The sequence below is a fragment of the Streptomyces sp. NPDC053079 genome, assembly GCF_044546695.1.
GTDB lineage: Bacteria > Actinomycetota > Actinomycetes > Streptomycetales > Streptomycetaceae > Streptomyces.
Window position 1 is genome coordinate 1 of record NZ_JBITZJ010000019.1, and the last position, 1342, is coordinate 1342.

A 1342-nucleotide genomic window follows, 5' to 3' on the forward strand; every position below is an offset into this window, starting at 1 on the left:
GAGGACGGCTTCGATTTCGCCGAGTTCGATACGGAAGCCCCGGATCTTCACCTGATCATCCGCACGCCCGAGGAACTCCAGCTCCCCCGACACCGACCACCGCACCACATCCCCCGTCCGGTACATCCGCTCACCCGCGGACCCGAACGGATCGGCCACGAAACGCTCAGCCGTCAAAGAAGGGCGCCGCACATACCCCCGCGCCAACCCCGCACCCGCGATATACAACTCACCCGCGACACCCACCGGAACCGGCGACAACCCGCCGTCCAGCACATACACCCGCGTATTGTCCATCGGCCGACCGATCGGCACCGCATCCGGCACCCCATCACCCGCCCGGAACGCGATATGCGTCGCGAAAGCCGTCGACTCCGTCGGACCATACGTCGACCGCACCACCAGAGAAGGACACGCCGCCAGCAACCCCCGCACCGCGGACGCCGACACCACATCCCCACCCGTGGACACCTCACGCACACCCACGAAAATCTCCGGCGCCTCCTCCGCCAACACCCGGAAAAGACCCGCCGTCGCATGGAAATTCGTCAGCCCATACTCGGCCACCAACCCACGCACCACCTGCGCGTCCAACCGACCCGCAGGCGCCACCACCACACACCCACCCGCCAGCAACGGCGCCCACAACTCATACGTCGACGCGTCAAACGCATGATTCGCATGGAACAACACCCGCTGAAGAACCCCACGGTCCCAACAACGGTCCAAAGCAAACCCCGCCACACCCCCCTGCGTGACGGCAACACCCTTCGGCAACCCCGTCGAACCCGACGTGAACATCACATACGCCAGATCCTCCCCGGAAACCTCCACTCCCACATTCCCGGCATCGAACCCCGCCGACACCCCACCCACACCCGCCGGCTCCCCCACCGACACCACATCCACACCCGGCACACCAGCCAACACCAGCTCATGCCCCGACATCACCTCATCGACCAACAACACACACGACGAGGTGTCCTCCACCACCCACCGCATCCGCTCCACCGGATAACCACCATGCAACGGCACATAAGCAGCACCCGACTTCACCACCGCCAGCAAAGCCACCACAAGATCAACAGAACGCTCCATCAACACCGCGACACAAGCGCCCCGACCCACCCCCCGCGACACCAGCACACGCGCCAGACGATTCGCCCGCGCATTCAACTCCCCATACGACAACACCAACCCACCCGGGCCCATCACCGCCGGAGCCCCAGCATCAACAACCACACGACGCTCAAACAACTCCGCCAAACCACCCCCCACAACCTCACAACCCGTCGCATTCCACTCCACCAGAACCCGACGCCGCTCAACCCCCGACAACACA

Annotated in this window: 1 protein-coding gene; it reads right to left on the reverse strand. The window is 64.8% G+C overall.

All coding sequences use genetic code 11. The features are described 5' to 3' along the window. A partial coding sequence (locus tag ACIGXW_RS33750; protein ID WP_399576675.1) for an amino acid adenylation domain-containing protein occupies window positions 1-1341 on the reverse strand: 1341 nt, incomplete at its 3' end. Window position 1342 lies beyond the last annotated feature (1 nt).